The organism is Kribbella sp. NPDC059898, assembly GCF_042730855.1.
GTDB lineage: Bacteria > Actinomycetota > Actinomycetes > Propionibacteriales > Kribbellaceae > Kribbella.
In genome coordinates this window covers 120,060-132,697 of record NZ_JBHWKR010000007.1, presented here as the reverse complement: position 1 = coordinate 132,697, position 12,638 = coordinate 120,060, and the positions used below count along the sequence as shown (strand labels likewise).

Here is a 12,638-nt window from a genome sequence, read left to right as displayed (position 1 = left end):
AGCACAGATGCCTCGTCCGATCACTCTCTTCACCGGCCAGTGGGCCGACCTGCCGTTCGAGGAGGTCTGCCAGTTCGCGTCCGAGGCCGGGTACGACGGCGTCGAGATCGCCTGCTCCGGTGACCACTTCGACGTCCAGCAGGCCGTCGACGACGACTCGTACGTCCAGGGCCGCAAGGACATCCTGGAGAAGTACAACCTGCAGGTCTTCGCGATCTCCAACCACCTGGTGGGGCAGGCGGTCTGCGACGACCCGATCGACTTCCGGCACCAGGCGATCGTGCCGTCCCGGATCTGGGGCGACGGCGACGCCGAGGGCGTCCGGCAGCGCGCCGCGGAGGACCTGAAGAACACCGCCCGGGCGGCCAAGAAGCTCGGCGTGAAGACCGTCATCGGCTTCACCGGCTCGTCGATCTGGCAGTACGTCGCGATGTTCCCGCCAGTGCCTGCCGAGCGGATCGAGGCCGGGTACAAGGACTTCGCCGACCGCTGGAACCCGATCCTCGACGTGTTCGACGAGGAGGGCGTCCGGTTCGCGCACGAGGTGCACCCGTCGGAGATCGCGTACGACTACTGGACGACCACGTTCGCGCTCGAGGCGATCGGCCACCGGGAGGCCTTCGGGCTGAACTGGGACCCGTCGCACATGGTCTGGCAGGACATCGACCCGGTCGCGTTCCTCTGGGACTTCAAGGACCGGATCTACCACGTGGACTGCAAGGACACCAAGATGCGGGTCGGCGGCGGCCGCAACGGCCGGCTCGGCTCGCACCTGCCGTGGGCGGACCCGCGGCGCGGCTGGGACTTCTACTCCACCGGCCACGGCGACGTGAACTGGGAGGACTGCTTCCGGGTGCTGAACTCGATCGGCTACGACGGCCCGATCTCGGTCGAGTGGGAGGACGCCGGCATGGACCGCAAGCGTGGTGCGGCGGAGGCGGTCAACGTGATCCGCAACCTCGCCTTCGACAAGCCGCAGGCAGCCTTCGACGCGGCCTTCGCGACGGACAAGTAGTACTCAGCGGTTGTCGCGACCCGCGACGAACCCCAGCGTGACCTGGGTGGCTGCGAGGACGGCGAACACGGTCAGCGTCGTCCTCCAGCCGCCGGTCACCTGGGTCAGGTACCCGGCGACGACCGGACCGGCCGCGGCGAGCGTGTAGCCGACCGCCTGTGCCATCCCGGACAGTTGCGTGGTCTCGTGATGCCCGCGCCCGCGCAGGCTGATCAGCGACAGCGCGGCGACCAGCCCGGCGCCCTGGCCGAGGCCGCCGACGACTGCCCACACGATCGCCAGGTGCGGCGCGAACAGCAGACCGAGCAGCGCGACGAAGATCGGCGTACTCGCCGTCATCAGGCCGGCCCGCTGGTTGGTCGGGTGCTTCAGCAGGAACGGGATCGTGAGCCCGCCGATCAGCCCGAACACCTGGAACACGAAAAGGTGTACGCCGGTGGCACGCTCGGAGACGCCGCCCGTCGAGATCTCGATCGTCGGCAGCCAGTTCACGAACAGGTAGAAGCTCGTCGACTGCAGCCCCATGAAGCCGGTCACCAGCCACGCCATCGGCTGCCGCCAGACACTCACCGGCGGCGTCTCGTCGTCTGCGGTGGCGGCCGGCATCGGCTCCGGCGAGAGCGTCCGCGGCAGCCAGACGACCGCGACCAGCAGGGCGAGACCGCCCCAGACCGCGAGCGACAGCCGCCAGTCGACGGCGTCGGCGATCGGTACGGCGAGGATCGACGCGATCGCGGCGCCGCCGGTGATGAACGCCGTGTAGATCCCGGTCGCCCGGGACACCTGCGCGGAGTAGTCGCGCTTGATGATCACCGGCACCAGCACGTTGCCGACGGCGATCGCGGCGCCGACCACGGCGGTCCCGATCCACAGACCGGCCTGGCCCGCGTACGGGCGGATCGCGCTGCTGGCGGCCAGCACCAGCAGCGAGACGAACACGGCCCGCTCCATCCCGAACCGCCGGGACGCCAGGTGCACCAGGGGAGAGGCGACCGCGAACGCGAGCAGCGGCAGCGTGCCGAGCAGACCCTGCGCGGCCTCACCGAGGTGCAGCGCGTCGCCGATCCGCGGCAGCACCGGCCCGACCGCGGTCAGCGCCGGCCGCAGGCTCAGCGCGACCACGAAGGCGGTCGCCGTGATCAACGACGACCGCTCGCGGGCCATGGGTTCGGTCAGCACTGCCACGAAACACCTCTCCTTAGCTTCCGTGTAGATGTCCTACATTTATATACTGTACGCCATGGAGTCCTTGGTACGGCAGGTGCCGCTCGTGCTGCAGGTGTCGGAGCAGTTCCGGGCACGGATCGAGTCCGGCGAGTGGGCGCGCGGTGCGCGGATCCCGGGGGAGCATCAGCTCGCGACCGAACTCGGGGTCAGTCGCGGCACGGTCCGGGAGGCGCTGCGGTCGCTCAGCCTCACGGGTCTGCTGGAGCCGCGGGTCGGCGACGGGACGTACGTACGCGCGACCAACGAGATCAGCGGTGTACTCGTCCGCGACGAGCTGTCGGCCTCACTCACCGACGTACTGGATGCACGTGCCGGCATCGAGGCCGCGGCGGCGCGGCTGGCTGCGCGGAACGCGACGCCTGAGGGCCTGGCGGCGTTGGCGGAGGTGCTGGAGGCGCGTGCCGCGACGCTCGAGTCGGGCGACATGGACGCGTTCGTGGCGGTCGACACCGACTTCCACCGGGGCGTCGTGGTCGCGAGTGGGAACCCGCTGCTGCTCCGGTTGTACGACGCGCTGGCCGAGGTGATGACCGCGTCGATCCACCAGACCGCGACGATCCCCGAGGATCACCGGCTCGGCGACGCGCACGTCGACGTACTGGAGGCGATCCGGGCCGGGGATCCGGAGGCGGCGAGTCAGGCGTCGTACGCGTTGATCGAGACGGTCAAGCTGACCGGGTCCGGCCAGTAGTAGCGGAAGCACGCCGGGGTGCCGTTCAGGCGGCGGGATTCGCTGCCGGGCGGTGGGACGTTCTTGCGGTCGCCACGGAGGCCGCCGCGGGCTTCGTAGAACGCCTGCGCGGCGGTGTTCTGTTCGAGCACCCAGAGGAACAGGCCGGTGGGTACGTCGGTGGCCGCGTGGGCGAGGAGCTTGGTGCCGATGCCCTGGCGCTTGCGTGGTGCGCGGACGTGCAGATTGTCGACGAGGGCGCCGTACGTCGGGTCCGCGTCGAACACCACGTGCGCGAGCCCGATCAGCTGGCCGTCGTACTCCGCCAGCGTGGTGCGCGTGCCGTCCCGGTTCGCCAGCCGCTTCGCCCACATCTCGCCGAGATACTCCGGCGACTCGTCGTCGAGGAACGCGTCCGCGTACGCACCCCGGTAGTGCCGCCGCCAACTGTCCCCGTGCAGTTCGGCAACCGCCGCCGCATCCTCTGGTCCCGCTACCCGAAAGTTCGTCACCGTTGGAGTTCCCCAGCCTCTGTCTTGGTCGCGAGCACGCGGGCGAACACAGCCAGGCCGGCTGCCAGTGCGGTGACGACGATGAACGAGATGGTCAGGCTGCTGGCCTGGGCGATGCCGCCGATGATCGACGGGGCGACCAGGCCGGACGCGTAGGTGATGGTGGCGACGCCGGCGATCGCCTGGCTGGCGTTGGCGCCGGTGTGGCCCGCGGCGGCGAAGGCGAGCGGTACGACGACCGCGATGCCGACGCCGATCAGCCCGAAGCCGATCATCGCCGCGACCGCGTTCGGCGCGACGACCACGAGCAGCCCGCCGAGCATCGCGATCACGCCGCTGGCCCGCACTGTGCGGACCGCGCCGAACCGGTCGACGACCGCGTCGCCGGTGATCCGCGCGATCGCCATCGTCAGCGCGAATCCGGTCGTCGCACCCGCCGCGACCCCGGCCGAGCTGTCCAGGACGTCGCGCAGGTACACCGCCGACCAGTCCAGGCTGGCGCCCTCCGCGAACACCGCGCAGAACCCGACCGCCCCGATCAGCAACGCCGACTTCGGCGGCAACGCGAACCGCGCCGGCGGCTCCTCGTCCTCCTCGGGATGGATGTTCAGCACGAACTGGCAGACCGCCGCGCCGACGACCGTCAGCACGACGGCCGCGATCAGGTGGTGGACCTGCGCGCTGAGGTTCGCGTGCGCCGCGACGGTCCCGACCGCGGAGCCGAGCAGCGCGCCCGCGCTCCACATCCCGTGCAGGCCGGACATGATCGACTTCTTCAGCCGGTGCTCGACCTCGATCCCGAGCGCGTTCATCGCGACGTCGGCCATCCCCGCCGTACCGCCGTAGATCAGCAGTGCCGCGCACAACGTCAGCAGCCCGGGCGCGAGCGACGGCAGGATCAGCGCGAGCGTCCAGAGTGCGAGCAGGCCGCGGAGCGCCGTCCGGGTGCCGAACCGGTGCGTGATGCGGGCGGCGAGCGGCATCATCAGGGCCGCGCCGATGGCCGGGAACGCGAGCGCCAGTCCGAGCTGCCCGGCGGACACCCCGGCGTGCTCCTGGATCCACGGCACCCGGGTCGCGAACGAGCCGGTCACCGATCCGTGCACGCAGAAGACCGCGGCGACGGCGTACCGGGAGCGCTTGACGAGCGTGGTGTCATCTGTCACAAGTGAACACGCTATCTGTTTGAACGATCAGGCGGATGGTAGTTTTTTGCGCATGAGAAGTGCGGAACGGCACCAAGTGATCGTAGAACGCCTACGAGTCGTCGACCGAGTGTCGGTCCAGGAACTGGTCGAGGCCACCGAGGCGTCGGACATGACGGTCCGCCGCGACCTCGACTTCCTGGCCGCGCAGGGCGTGCTGAAGCGCGTCCACGGCGGCGCGGTGTCGGCGATGCCGTCTGGTCTGGAGCCGCCGCACTCGCTGCGTTCCCAGGCGGCGGTCGCGGCCAAGCAGGCCATCGCGCGCGCCGCCGTCGCGCACCTCCGCGACGGCGAGACGATCGTCCTCGACAGCGGTACGACGGCCCTCGAGACCGCCAAGCTGCTCCACGATCGCGCGTTGACGGTCATGCCGCTCTCGCTGCATGTCGCGCACGAGCTGGCGGACGCGCCGCGGATCCGGCTGCTGATGCCGGGCGGCGAGGCGCGCAAGGGCGAGCTCTCGCTGGTCGGCCCGCTGACCGTTGCCTCGTTGCGGGCGCTCCGGTTCGACGCCGCCGTACTGAGCCCGTGTGCCTTCAGCCTCGATGCCGGGCTGACCGCGTTCGACCTGGGCGACGCCGAGGTGAAGCAGGAGGCGATGAACGTCGCCACCCGCACGATCGTGCTGGCCGACGGCGCCAAGTGGGACCGCGCCGCCCTCGCCTACGTCTGCCCGGCGGACCGCCCCGACCTGATCATCACCGACGACTCCGCACCCGAGGACCAACGAACCTTGCTCACCCAGCGCGGCGCCCTCGTCGAGGTGGCCTCTTGAGCGCCACCGACGTACAACTCCAAACTGCTCCACCTCGCGCCGCTCGCGTTGCCACCTGGCTGTACTTCGGGCTGAACGGGTTCGCGGTCGGCATGTGGGTGGTGCACATCCCGAGCATCGAGCAGGCGACCGGGATCACGCACAGCACGCTCGGGCTCTTGCTCCTGGTGCTCGGCGCCGCCGCGTTCACCGGCATGCAGATCGCCGGTCCACTCGTCGACAAGATCGGCCAGCGCCGGCTCGTACCCGCGGCCGGGATCCTGCTCGGGCTCGCGCTCGCCGGCCCCGGCCTGGCCACGAACTGGTGGACCCTCGGGATCGCGCTGATCTTCGTCGGCTTCGGCAACGGTTCGATCGACGTCGGGATGAACGCGCAGGCCGTGGTCGTCGAGCGTGGGTACCCGCGGCCGATCATGGCGGCGTTCCACGCGATGTGGTCGATCGGCGGCGCGATCGCCGCGGTCGTCGGCGCGGCCACGCTGCGGGCCGGCGTACCGACCGAAGTCACGCTCGCCTTGGCCGGCGTGGTCTGCATCGTACTGTCGCTGATCGCCAGCCGATTCTTGCTGGAGGCAACCGAACCCGCGGAGGAGGTGGCTGAGGCGCCGCGGGCGAAGCCGTCCGCCAAGCTGGTCTGGGCGCTCGGCGGGTTGGCGTTCGGGCTGATGCTGTCCGAGGGGGTCGCCAACGACTGGGCGGCGCTGCACTTCCGCGACATCCTCGGTACGTCGGTCAGCACCGCCGCCTACGCGTACGGCGCGTTCGCGGTCGCGATGACCGTCGGGCGTTTCCTCACCGACCGGGTCGCCGCGGTGGTCGGCCCGGCCGCGATCGTGCGCTGGGGTGCCGCGATGGCGGCGGTCGGCCTGACGCTGGTGATCGTGATCCCGTGGGTGCCGGTCGCACTCGTCGGCTGGGCGATCTTCGGCCTCGGCCTGGCCGGCGGCGTACCGCAGTTGTTCACCGCCGCCGGCAACCTCGACCCGCGGTCCTCGGGCGCGCTGATGGCCCGCGTGGTCGGCCTCGGGTACGTCGGCCTGCTGGCCGGACCGGCGCTGATCGGCGGCCTCGCGCACTGGATGCCGCTGAACATCGCCTTCATCCTGCCGGTCGTGCTGTGCGTCCTCACCTTCCTGGGCGGTCCGGTCCTCAAGCGGGGCACGCCCGGCCGCTGATGGGTAAGCGTCCGAGGTGCTGGGTTCGCCCACCGGGTCCCAGGCGCAAACCCTGCATCTCAGACGTCAACCCGTCAGTTGCGGGAGGTCAGCGTGTGAGCGCCTGCTCGAGGTCGGCCCAGAGGTCGGCTGGGTGCTCGATCCCGACGGACAGCCGGATCAGGTCCTCGGGGATGGTCGGCACCTCGATCGGCCAGCGGCGGCGGCGTTCCAGCAGCGACTCGACGCCGCCGAGGCTGGTGGCGTGCACCCAGAGGTTCGTGCTCTCGCAGACCGTCTGCGCCAGCGAGGCGTCGCCGCCGAGCTCGATCGCGAGGATCGCGCCGAAGCCGGACATCTGCGCCGCGGCCCGGGCGTGACCTGGGTCGTCGGGCAGCCCGGGGTACCGGACCCGGCTGACCCGCGGGTGTTGCAGCAGCCGCTCGGCCAGGTACGCCGCGTTCGACTGCGCGCGCTCGAGCCGGAGCGCGAGCGTCCGCAGGCCACGGAGCGCGAGCCAGGCGTCCATCGACCCGGCGATCGCGCCGAGGCTGCGGCGCCGCAGCTCGATCGCGGACCACAGGTCGTCGTCGGCGGTGACCACCGCGCCGAGGATCACGTCCGAGTGACCCGCGATGAACTTGGTGGCCGAGTGCATCACGACGTCCGCGCCGAGCCGCAACGGCTGCTGCAGCAGGGGAGTGGCGAACGTGTTGTCGACGACCACGGTCGCGCCGGCGGTGTGCGCGGCCGCGGCGAGGGCCGGGATGTCGGCGACCTCCATCGCCGGGTTGGTCGGCGACTCGATCCACAGCAGGTCCACACCGCCGCCCACACCGCCGCCCGGACCGTCGGCACCGGCCTGCGCGGTGGCGAGCGCGTCGGCGACCGACTCGGTGTCCGCGATGTCAACTCGCTGAACGCTGAGCCGGCCGGTCCCGGCGTACTGGTCGAGCAGCGCGAGGACCCCGGAGTACGCGTGCTGCGGCGCGACCACGCGGCCGCCGACCGGGACCAGGTCGATCACCGCCGCGGCGGCCGCCATCCCGGACGCGAAGCTCAGTGCGCGGCCGCCTTCGAGCTGACCGAGGGTGTCCTCGAGCGCGGACCAGGCGTCGTTGCCGAACCGCCCGTACCCGCGATCGCCGCCGGCGACGTACGTCGAGCTGAACACCGGTGACGGTCCGACAGGTGCGTTCGGTACTCGTTCCGGGCGGCCGGCGTGGACGACGACGGTGGACGGGTCGAGGTCAGAAGTCATAGCCGGATTGTCGCTGCCGAGCTCGCGCCGGCCCCCAGTGGGGCGGGCGGGACGGCGGAGCTGACCGCTGGGCGGTGGGGTGAGGGAGGGGGCTGACCGCTGGGCGGTGGGGTGAGGGAGGGGGCTGGGCGGTGGGGTGGGGGAGGGGACTGGGTGGTGGGTGAGGGAGGGGAGGGCGGTGGGGTGGTTAGTTCGAGCCGGGGAGGGGGAGGCGGCCGGTTTCCAGGAGTGTGATCGCCTGGCGGGCGAGGTGCCGGGCGTCGATCGGCTCCGGGTGGTCGACCCAGACGCGGACGACGTTCTCGATGATGTTCATGGTGATGCCGGCGGACAGTGCGGCGACGAACTCCGCGTGCGTCGGGTCGCCCGGCAGTCGCCGTACCAGCTGGGCGGCGAGGTCGTTGCGGAACCGCCAGATCAGCTCGTTCAGATGCGCGCTCACGGACTCGTTCCGCTCGGCGAGGTCGAACACCGCGCGGACCCGGTCCGGGTTGGTCTCCAGCTGTTCGAGGACGCGCTCGATCACGGTCCGAAGGCCGTCGCGCAGGTCCAGGGCGGGCTGGGCGGCGAACCAGTTGACCGCGTCGGCGAGACAGTCGTCGACGAACTCCAGGACCAGCGTCTCCTTGGTCGGGAAGTACCGGTACAGCGTGCTCGGGCCGACCTCGGCCGCGGCCGCGATCTGCTCGACCGTGGTCCGGCCGAACCCGTGGTCGCAGAACAGCTCGAACGCCTTGTCCGCGATCAGCCGGCGGGTCCGCTCCCGCTTCACCTCGCGCAGTCCCATCAGCACCTCCGCGGGCAGACTACCGGCACCCTTCCCTGCTGGGAGTATCAGCCATATGGTAGTCACTACCAAATTACCGACGAGAGGCACGCGATGACCGAGAGCTTCCCCGTCAGCAGGCCGTCCGGCTGCCCGTTCGACCCCGCCCCCGAGTACGCCGGGTACCGCCGGACCGCTGCGCCCGCGAAGGTCTCCACGCCGGCCGGCGTCGACGCGTACGTGATCAGCCGGTACGACGACGTCCGGACGCTGCTCCGGGACAGCCGGCTGAGCTCGCGGCTCGCGCCGTCCGACCACGTCGTACCGGACGCGGACCTGGACCGGGAGGTGGAGTCGGGCTCGATCCTGCAGGTCGACGGGGCGGCGCACAAACGGCTGCGCCGGATGCTCGCGACCGAGTTCGCGGTCAAGCGGATGGAGGCGCTCCGGCCCCGGGTCGCGGCCATGGTCGAGGAGCGGATCGACGCCATGCTGGCGGCCGGCGGGCCGATCGACCTGGTGCAGGAGTTCGCGCTGCCGATCCCGTCGCTGGTGATCTGCGAGCTGCTCGGCGTCCCGTACGCGGACCGCGACGAGTTCCAGGAGCGCAGCGCCCAGCTCGTGCGGGTGGACGGGTGGACCGAGGAGATCCAGCGGGCCAGCGACGACCTGAACCAGTACATCGTCGGCCTGGTGCTGGCGAAGCAGGCGCATCGTGAGGACGACATCCTGTCCCGGCTGATCACCCGCGGCGAGGAGCTCGGTACGCCGTTGACGATCGAGGAGTTGGTGACGGTCGGGGTCACGCTGCTGATCGCCGGCCACGAGACGACCGCGAACATGATCGCGCTCAGCACGCTCGCGCTGCTGCGGAACCCTGCCCAGCTCGACCTGCTGCGTTCCGATCCGGCGAGGGTGCCGGGCGCGGTGGAGGAACTGCTGCGCTACCTGTCGGTGGTGCATTTCGGGCTGTTCCGTGAGGTGACCGATGAGCTGACGGTCGGACCGTCGACGATCGACGCGGGGGAGTACCTGATCGCCGCGTTGTCGTCGGCGAACCGCGACGAGACCGTGTTCCCGGATCCGGACCGGCTGGACCTGGAGCGGGACGCGGCGGCGCATGTCGCGTTCGGTTTCGGGCCGCATCAGTGCATCGGGCAGCAGCTCGCGCGGCTCGAGCTGCAGGAGGTGTTCACCCGGTTGTTCGCGCGGATCCCGACGCTGCGGCTCGCCGTACCGTTCGAGGAAATCGACTACCGGGAGAACACGCTCGTGTACGGAGTGACAGCGTTGCCAGTCGCCTGGGACGTGAGGATCTGAACACTTCTTAACCGAACCCCGGTCGGATCACGATCTCCGGACCGCTACAGTCGAGCCGGTGAGCGAGTACTCGGAAGACAAGCGCAAGCCCCGGGTCGCCGTCGTGTTCGGCGGCCGGTCGAGCGAGCACGCGATCTCCTGCGTGACCGCGGCGAACGTCCTGCAGGTGATCGACCGGGACCGGTACGACGTCGTGCCGGTCGGGATCAGTACCAGCGGGCACTGGGTGCTGGAGAGCGGCGATCCCGAGCGGCTGTCGATCACCGACGGCAAGCTCCCCGAGGTCGACGTCACCGCGATGCCGGTGCTGTTCGGCGCGAACCGCGAGCTCGCGGTCAGCGAGCCTGGCCAGGTGCCGAGCACGCTCGGCGAGGTCGACGTGGTGTTCCCGCTGCTGCACGGCCCGTGGGGCGAGGACGGCACCATCCAGGGCCTGCTCGAGATGTCGGACATCCGGTACGTCGGCTCCGGCGTCCTGGCCAGCGCGGTCGGGATGGACAAGCACTACATGAAGGTCGTGTTCCAGGCCGCCGGCCTCGCGGTCACGCCGTATGTCGTGATCCGGGACCGGGACTGGCGGCAGGACCCGGCCGGCTGCCGGGAGGCCGTCGACGCGCTTGGCTACCCGGTCTTCGTGAAGCCGTGCCGCGGCGGGTCGAGCCTCGGGATCACCAAGGTGAACGGCCCGGACGAGCTCGACGACGCGATGGTCGAGGCCCGCGCGCACGACCCGAAGGTGATCGTCGAGGCGTCGGCGAAGGGCCCGCGGGAGATCGAGGTCGGCGTCCTCGGCGGACTGGACGGCACCAAGCCGGAGGTGAGCGTCTGCGGCGAGGTCGCGGTGTCCGGCGGCGGGCACGACTTCTACGACTTCGAGACCAAGTACCTGCCGGAGGGTGAGGAGTACCTGGCGCTCTCGGTCCCGGCCGACCTGCCGGCGGAGCTGGCGAACGAGATCCGGGCGAAGGCCCTGATCGCGTTCGACGCTATCGAGGCCGAGGGGCTGGCCCGGGTCGACTTCTTCGTCGACGCCGACAACCGGGTGATCATCAACGAGATCAACACGATGCCCGGGTTCACCCCGACCAGCATGTTCCCGCGGTTGTGGGCGGCCTCCGGCAAGGACTACGCGAGCCTGGTCGAGCACCTGTTGCAGCTCGCGATGACCCGCCCGACCGGACTTCGCTGACCCGTCCGCATGGCGCTCGCCGACACGCAGTACGGGCCCGTCCTGGGCACCGACTCGCTCGTCTTCAAGGGCATCCCGTACGCCGCGCCGCCGGTCGGGCCGGACCGGTTCCGGCCGCCGCGCCCGCCCCGGCCGTGGAGCGCACCGCTGAAGGCGACGTCGTACGGGCCGACGGCGCCGCAGACCGGCGCCGCGGGGCCGCTCGCGGAGCTCGTCCCGCGGGCGATCGTCCCGGGTGACAACTACCTGAATCTGAACGTCTGGTCGCCGGACCTGGACGGCAACGCCCCGGTGATGGTGTTCGTCCACGGCGGGTCGTTCACCAGCGGCGCCGGCGCGCTGCCGGTGTACGACGGCAGCCGGTTCGCGCGGGACGGCGTCGTACTGGTGACGATCAACTACCGGCTCGGCGCCGACGGGTTCCTGTGGTTCGGCGACGGCTCGCCGAACCTCGGGCTGCTCGACCAGATCGCGGCGCTGACCTGGGTCCGCGACAACATCGCGGCGTTCGGCGGCGACCCCGGCAACGTGACGATCTTCGGCGAGTCGGCCGGCGCGATGAGCGTCTGCACGCTGCTCGCGATGCCGGCCGCCGCCGGCCTGTTCCACCGCGCGATCGCCGAGTCGGGCGCGGCGAACAACACGATCGACGCCGCCACCGCCCGGCTGGTCGGCGAGCGGCTGGCCGCGATGCTCGGGACGGCGCCCACCCGCGAGGCGATCGCCCAGGTACCGCTGCAGCGGCTGCTCACCGCGCAGGACCAACTCAGCCAGCAGGTGATGGGCAAGGCGCGGGCCAAGGCGTGGGGCGATGTCGCGCGCACGCTCCTGCCGTTCAGCCCGGTGGAGGACGGCTCGCTGCTCCCGGCCGCGCCGCTCGACCGGATCCGGGCCGGTGCCGGCGCGGACGTCGACCTGATGGTCGGCACCAACAGCGATGAGGCGCGGCTCTTCCTGATCCCGACCGGCGTCGCGGCCAAGATCAGCACCCCGCTGCTGTACGCCGCCGCCCGGACGCGCTTCGGGCTGTCGATGAACGGCGTCCGCCGGTATCGCGCGAACCGCCCCGACGCCACGCCCGGCGAGGTGCTGGCCGCGATCATGACCGACTCGTACTACCGCATCCCCGCGATCCGGCTGGCCGAGGCGCACCCCGGGACGTACCTGTACGAGTTCGGCTGGCGGTCGCCGGCCTGCAACGGGACGCTCGGCGCGTGCCACGCGATCGAGCTGGCCTTCGTGTTCGACAACCTGGACGACCCGTCGACCGCGCCGATGCTCGGGGCGCGGCCGCCGCAGCACCTGGCGGACCTGGTGCACCAGGCCTGGATCGACTTCGCGAAGACCGGCGATCCGGGCTGGCCGGCGTACACCCGTCCCGAACGCCTGAGCCGCCACTTCGCGAGCGCCTCCGGCATCACCACCAACGATCGCCCCGACGAACGCATCGCCTGGCGCCACCGCTAGTTCCTCCCCGGCCTGCTCGTCGCGCCGCCTACGCCTGCGGGCGGTCGCGGCGGGCACTTGAGAGGTTGGCCTCTGAA

At 71.1% G+C, this 12,638-nt stretch carries 12 protein-coding genes; 7 read left to right on the top strand and 5 right to left on the bottom strand.

The genetic code is table 11. The annotated features are described in order from the left end of the window. The first annotated feature begins 7 nt into the window (after window positions 1-7). Window positions 8-1,015, top strand: a complete 1,008-nt coding sequence (locus ACFV9C_RS22870; RefSeq protein WP_380196469.1) for a sugar phosphate isomerase/epimerase family protein — start codon at window positions 8-10, stop codon at window positions 1,013-1,015. Window positions 1,016-1,018: 3 nt separating this feature from the next. Here ACFV9C_RS22870 and ACFV9C_RS22865 read toward each other — a convergent pair whose 3' ends face one another. Continuing rightward, a complete protein-coding gene (locus tag ACFV9C_RS22865) occupies window positions 1,019-2,200 on the bottom strand; it encodes a CynX/NimT family MFS transporter (protein WP_380196467.1) in 1,182 nt (393 codons plus the stop codon). Window positions 2,201-2,255: 55 nt separating this feature from the next. On the opposite strand from ACFV9C_RS22865, the gene ACFV9C_RS22860 reads away from it, so the two are divergent. Beyond that, the gene (locus ACFV9C_RS22860) at window positions 2,256-2,933 is read left to right on the top strand and encodes a FadR/GntR family transcriptional regulator (RefSeq protein ID WP_380196465.1); all 678 of its coding nucleotides are present in this window, start codon (window positions 2,256-2,258) and stop codon (window positions 2,931-2,933) included. Here ACFV9C_RS22860 and ACFV9C_RS22855 read toward each other — a convergent pair. Together ACFV9C_RS22855 and ACFV9C_RS22850 are read right to left on the bottom strand one after the other, a co-directional pair. After that, a complete protein-coding gene (locus tag ACFV9C_RS22855) occupies window positions 2,879-3,424 on the bottom strand; it encodes a GNAT family N-acetyltransferase (RefSeq protein WP_380196463.1) in 546 nt (181 codons plus the stop codon). The two genes, ACFV9C_RS22860 and ACFV9C_RS22855, sit on opposite strands and share 55 nt — an antisense overlap. Further along, window positions 3,421-4,590 (bottom strand): MFS transporter, encoded by a 1,170-nt coding sequence (locus ACFV9C_RS22850; RefSeq protein ID WP_380196461.1) that lies wholly within the window; start codon window positions 4,588-4,590, stop codon window positions 3,421-3,423. The genes ACFV9C_RS22855 and ACFV9C_RS22850 overlap by 4 nt, the downstream gene beginning before the upstream one ends. 52 nt (window positions 4,591-4,642) lie before the next feature. On the opposite strand from ACFV9C_RS22850, the gene ACFV9C_RS22845 reads away from it, so the two are divergent. Both ACFV9C_RS22845 and ACFV9C_RS22840 read left to right on the top strand, forming a co-directional pair. After that, window positions 4,643-5,404, top strand: coding sequence for a DeoR/GlpR family DNA-binding transcription regulator (locus ACFV9C_RS22845; protein ID WP_380196459.1), 762 nt, complete (start codon window positions 4,643-4,645; stop codon window positions 5,402-5,404). Continuing rightward, window positions 5,401-6,579 (top strand): MFS transporter, encoded by a 1,179-nt coding sequence (locus ACFV9C_RS22840; RefSeq protein ID WP_380196457.1) that lies wholly within the window; start codon window positions 5,401-5,403, stop codon window positions 6,577-6,579. The genes ACFV9C_RS22845 and ACFV9C_RS22840 overlap by 4 nt, the downstream gene beginning before the upstream one ends. Window positions 6,580-6,667: 88 nt before the next feature. On the opposite strand, the gene ACFV9C_RS22835 is transcribed toward ACFV9C_RS22840, so the two are convergent. Both ACFV9C_RS22835 and ACFV9C_RS22830 read right to left on the bottom strand, forming a co-directional pair. After that, entirely contained in the window at window positions 6,668-7,819 is a 1,152-nt protein-coding gene (locus ACFV9C_RS22835) for a trans-sulfuration enzyme family protein (protein WP_380196456.1), read from the bottom strand. 187 nt (window positions 7,820-8,006) lie between these two features. Next, complete coding sequence (locus tag ACFV9C_RS22830; RefSeq protein WP_380196454.1) at window positions 8,007-8,606, bottom strand: TetR/AcrR family transcriptional regulator; 600 nt, start codon at window positions 8,604-8,606, stop codon at window positions 8,007-8,009. A 93-nt stretch (window positions 8,607-8,699) separates the two neighbouring features. Between ACFV9C_RS22830 and ACFV9C_RS22825 the strand changes: the two genes are divergently transcribed. The 3 genes from ACFV9C_RS22825 to ACFV9C_RS22815 are packed head-to-tail and all read left to right on the top strand — an operon-like array spanning window position 8,700 to window position 12,561. Further along, on the top strand, window positions 8,700-9,905 hold the full coding sequence (locus ACFV9C_RS22825; RefSeq protein ID WP_380196452.1) for a cytochrome P450: 1,206 nt from the start codon (window positions 8,700-8,702) through the stop codon (window positions 9,903-9,905). Window positions 9,906-9,963: 58 nt separating this feature from the next. Further along, window positions 9,964-11,094 (top strand): D-alanine--D-alanine ligase family protein, encoded by a 1,131-nt coding sequence (locus ACFV9C_RS22820; RefSeq protein ID WP_380196450.1) that lies wholly within the window; start codon window positions 9,964-9,966, stop codon window positions 11,092-11,094. A 9-nt stretch (window positions 11,095-11,103) separates the two neighbouring features. Then, window positions 11,104-12,561: a carboxylesterase/lipase family protein gene (locus ACFV9C_RS22815; RefSeq protein WP_380196448.1), complete on the top strand. Its 1,458-nt coding sequence runs from the start codon at window positions 11,104-11,106 to the stop codon at window positions 12,559-12,561. The last annotated feature ends 77 nt before the right edge of the window (window positions 12,562-12,638 follow it).

Coding starts and splice junctions, on each gene's coding strand:
- ACFV9C_RS22870 (WP_380196469.1), top strand. CDS start 8: ATGCCTCGTCCGATCACTCTCTTCACCGGCCAGTGGGCCGACCTGCCG.
- ACFV9C_RS22860 (WP_380196465.1), top strand. CDS start 2,256: ATGGAGTCCTTGGTACGGCAGGTGCCGCTCGTGCTGCAGGTGTCGGAG.
- ACFV9C_RS22845 (WP_380196459.1), top strand. CDS start 4,643: ATGAGAAGTGCGGAACGGCACCAAGTGATCGTAGAACGCCTACGAGTC.
- ACFV9C_RS22835 (WP_380196456.1), bottom strand. CDS start 7,819: ATGACTTCTGACCTCGACCCGTCCACCGTCGTCGTCCACGCCGGCCGC.
- ACFV9C_RS22830 (WP_380196454.1), bottom strand. CDS start 8,606: ATGGGACTGCGCGAGGTGAAGCGGGAGCGGACCCGCCGGCTGATCGCG.
- ACFV9C_RS22825 (WP_380196452.1), top strand. CDS start 8,700: ATGACCGAGAGCTTCCCCGTCAGCAGGCCGTCCGGCTGCCCGTTCGAC.
- ACFV9C_RS22815 (WP_380196448.1), top strand. CDS start 11,104: ATGGCGCTCGCCGACACGCAGTACGGGCCCGTCCTGGGCACCGACTCG.